This window comes from Devosia faecipullorum (assembly GCF_015158295.1).
Lineage (GTDB): Bacteria > Pseudomonadota > Alphaproteobacteria > Rhizobiales > Devosiaceae > Devosia > Devosia faecipullorum.
In genome coordinates this window covers 1-2,526 of record NZ_JACDXV010000017.1, presented here as the reverse complement: position 1 = coordinate 2,526, position 2,526 = coordinate 1, and the positions used below count along the sequence as shown (strand labels likewise).

General features: G+C 63.9%; 3 protein-coding genes. All 3 read right to left on the bottom strand.

Annotation, left to right across the window (positions count from 1 at the left end; translation table 11 throughout):
* Positions 1–20 precede the first annotated feature (20 nt).
* The 3 genes from tnpC to tnpA all read right to left on the bottom strand — a co-directional run bounded on the left by tnpC (position 21) and on the right by tnpA (position 2,440).
* The gene (gene tnpC, locus H0482_RS16395) at positions 21–1,586 is read right to left on the bottom strand and encodes an IS66 family transposase (RefSeq protein WP_193731107.1); all 1,566 of its coding nucleotides are present in this window, start codon (positions 1,584–1,586) and stop codon (positions 21–23) included.
* A 66-nt stretch (positions 1,587–1,652) separates the two neighbouring features.
* On the bottom strand, positions 1,653–2,006 hold the full coding sequence (gene tnpB / locus H0482_RS16390; RefSeq protein ID WP_193731106.1) for an IS66 family insertion sequence element accessory protein TnpB: 354 nt from the start codon (positions 2,004–2,006) through the stop codon (positions 1,653–1,655).
* Entirely contained in the window at positions 2,006–2,440 is a 435-nt protein-coding gene (gene tnpA / locus H0482_RS16385) for an IS66-like element accessory protein TnpA (protein WP_230989704.1), read from the bottom strand. The genes tnpB and tnpA overlap by 1 nt, the downstream gene beginning before the upstream one ends.
* Positions 2,441–2,526 lie beyond the last annotated feature (86 nt).

The window sequence follows — 2,526 nt, the reverse complement described above, 5'->3', positions numbered from 1 at the left end:
GTAAGCGCTACGGCTTGGCCCTATGCGGCGAGGCTTGACGGCTGGTTGAAGCGCCATGGCATGAGGTCTTCGATGCCGCTTTGCGGGTGTCCGTCGAGGATGGCGGACAGGGTATTGGCGAGATAGTCGACGGGGTTCACGTTCGACATCTTGCAGGTGGCGACCAGCGAGGCGAGCATGGCCCAGTTCTCGGCGCCGATTTCGTTGCCCGCGAACAATGCGTTCTTCCTTGTCAGGGCAATCGGGCGGATCTGGTTCTCGACCGGGTTGGTGTCCATTTCCAGCGTGCCATCATCGAGGGCGCGGATCAGGCCGGGCCAATGCCCCAGCGTGTAGCGGATGTCTTCGGCCAGCTGGGACTTCTGTGGGATCCGCGAGAGCTGGGCTTCCAGCCATGGTTTCAGCGCGGCGATGATCGGTGCGGAATGCTCACGCCGGGCTGCAAGGCGCACGGCAGCATCCTTTCCGCGAACGATTTTCTCGATCTGGTAGAGCAGCCCGATCTGGCGCAGCATTTCTTCGGCGATGGGTGAGCCATCGCTCTCGAAGCGCTTGACGAAGCGGCGGCGGACATGCGTCCAGCAATAGACCAGCTGCCACGGGCCGTTGTCACGCGCGATCTCGGTCAGCGCATTGTAGGACTGATAGGCATCGCATTGCACGAAGCGACCCCTGTACCCGGCCAGGAAGTTCAGCGGATGCGCCTTGCCCCGCCCGGGGGCGTAATGGAACAGCACGATGGGTGGGCCAGCACTGCCATGACCGCGATCATCGGACACGACAGCCCAGAAGAAGCCGCTCTTGGTGGCCTTTCGGCCCGGGTCCAGCACAGGCGCGCGAGTTTCATCCACAAAGATGCGATCGGCACCCCGCAGATGTGCCCGCATCTGGTTGATGACGGGCATAAGGTGGAAACAGGCGCGCCCGACCCAGTTGCCGAGCGTGCCGCGATCCAGGTTGATCCCTTGCCGCTTGAAGATCTCGGCCTGACGATAAAACGGCAGGTGATCACCGAATTTCGAGACGATAATCCAGGCGATGAAGAGTTCCGTGGGCAGACCGCCGGGGACGACATGTTCAGGCGCATGCGCCTGCGCCACGGCTTGTGAGCAGCGGCGGCAGGCATATTTCGGCCGCCGCGTGACCAGCACACGGAACTGCGCAGGTATCACGTCCAGGCGCTCGGACACATCCTCGCCTATCTTCGCCATTTCACCGCAACCGCAGGGGCAGAGCGTGCTGGCAGGCTCGATCACCCGCTCGACCCGGGGCAGATGCGGCGGCAGGTGGCCACGGTTCCGCTTGGGCATGCGCGGTTCCTCACCGCGCGCCCTTTGCATCGCCGCTTCGGCCTTCTCCTGCGCGGCCTCGAGCACGCCCTGCGCAAATTCGGCATCTTCCAGGGGAAGGTTGAACTGGTCTGGCGAGAGCTTCTCGGAGCGCTTGCCGAATTTCTCGCGCTGCGCCGCACGCAGGATATCCTGTAGCCGCCGATTGGCCTCCTGGGTTTCGGCCAGTGTCGCCTCCACCTCGGCAAGGCGGGCCTTCAGCAGAGCATTTTCGCGCGCAAGATCAGGGGCTTCCATGAGAGAAGTGAATCACAGGATGCCCTGTGAGGCCAGTAAAAACAGGCCTTTCGGCACCATTTTCCGTCACCCTGCAGCCAGCGGGCGCCGCGCCCGCTCTGGCCGCACCAGCCGCCAATCCACGCCTTCAAAAAGGGCCGCGAACTGCGCGCCGGACATGCGCATGACCCCGTCGCGCACCTGTGGCCAGACGAACTTGCCGCCCTCCAGGCGCTTGTGGACCAGAACCATGCCGGTCTGATCCCAGATCAAGAGCTTGATCCTGTCGGCGCGTTTCGCCCGGAACACAAAGGCCGCTCCGCAAAACGGGTCCATCCCGAACATCTCCTGCACCGCGAGCGCCAGGCCATCGATACCCTTGCGAAAGTCCACCGGCCGCGTCGCCACGAAGACCTTCACCGGCCCGCCATGACCGAACATCACGATGCTGCAGCCCGTGCCGCGCGGATCGCCCGCGTCAGCTGCCCCTCATCGGCACCAGCGCCAGCACGGATCACGATATCGCCCACAACGATCTCGAGATCGGACCCTGCGACCGCCACCGGTGCCGCGGACGCGCTGTCAGCGACCACCAGCTCCGCGAAGACCGGCAAGGATGCCACGCTCTCGGGCACCACCAGGTTGCCTTTGCGAATCTGCTTGCGCCAATCGTAGATCTGCCAGCGTGTCGTGCCATGCTTGCGCGCCACATCAGCGACCGTCACCCCCGGCATCATACTCTCCGCCGCGATCCGCGCCCGCTCTGCCTTCGTGCGCCGCCGCCGACCACTCGGCCCCTCGATCACTTCCAGCCGCGAAACTCCAAAACCCATCGAGCCGCCCAAATGGACGCCCATTTTGCCGTCTACTTCCAAAATCCAAACCCTCCGTCACGCGAATCCGCGCAGAATGGCTGGATCAAGTCAAAAATGGCAGGAGGGGATCGGCGTCGCGCTTACGA

What these genes read in the sequence shown, in the direction of transcription:
- tnpC (WP_193731107.1), bottom strand. Translation starts at nt 1,586, where the DNA reads ATGGAAGCCCCTGATCTTGCGCGCGAAAATGCTCTGCTGAAGGCCCGC.
- tnpB (WP_193731106.1), bottom strand. Translation starts at nt 2,006, where the DNA reads ATGTTCGGTCATGGCGGGCCGGTGAAGGTCTTCGTGGCGACGCGGCCG.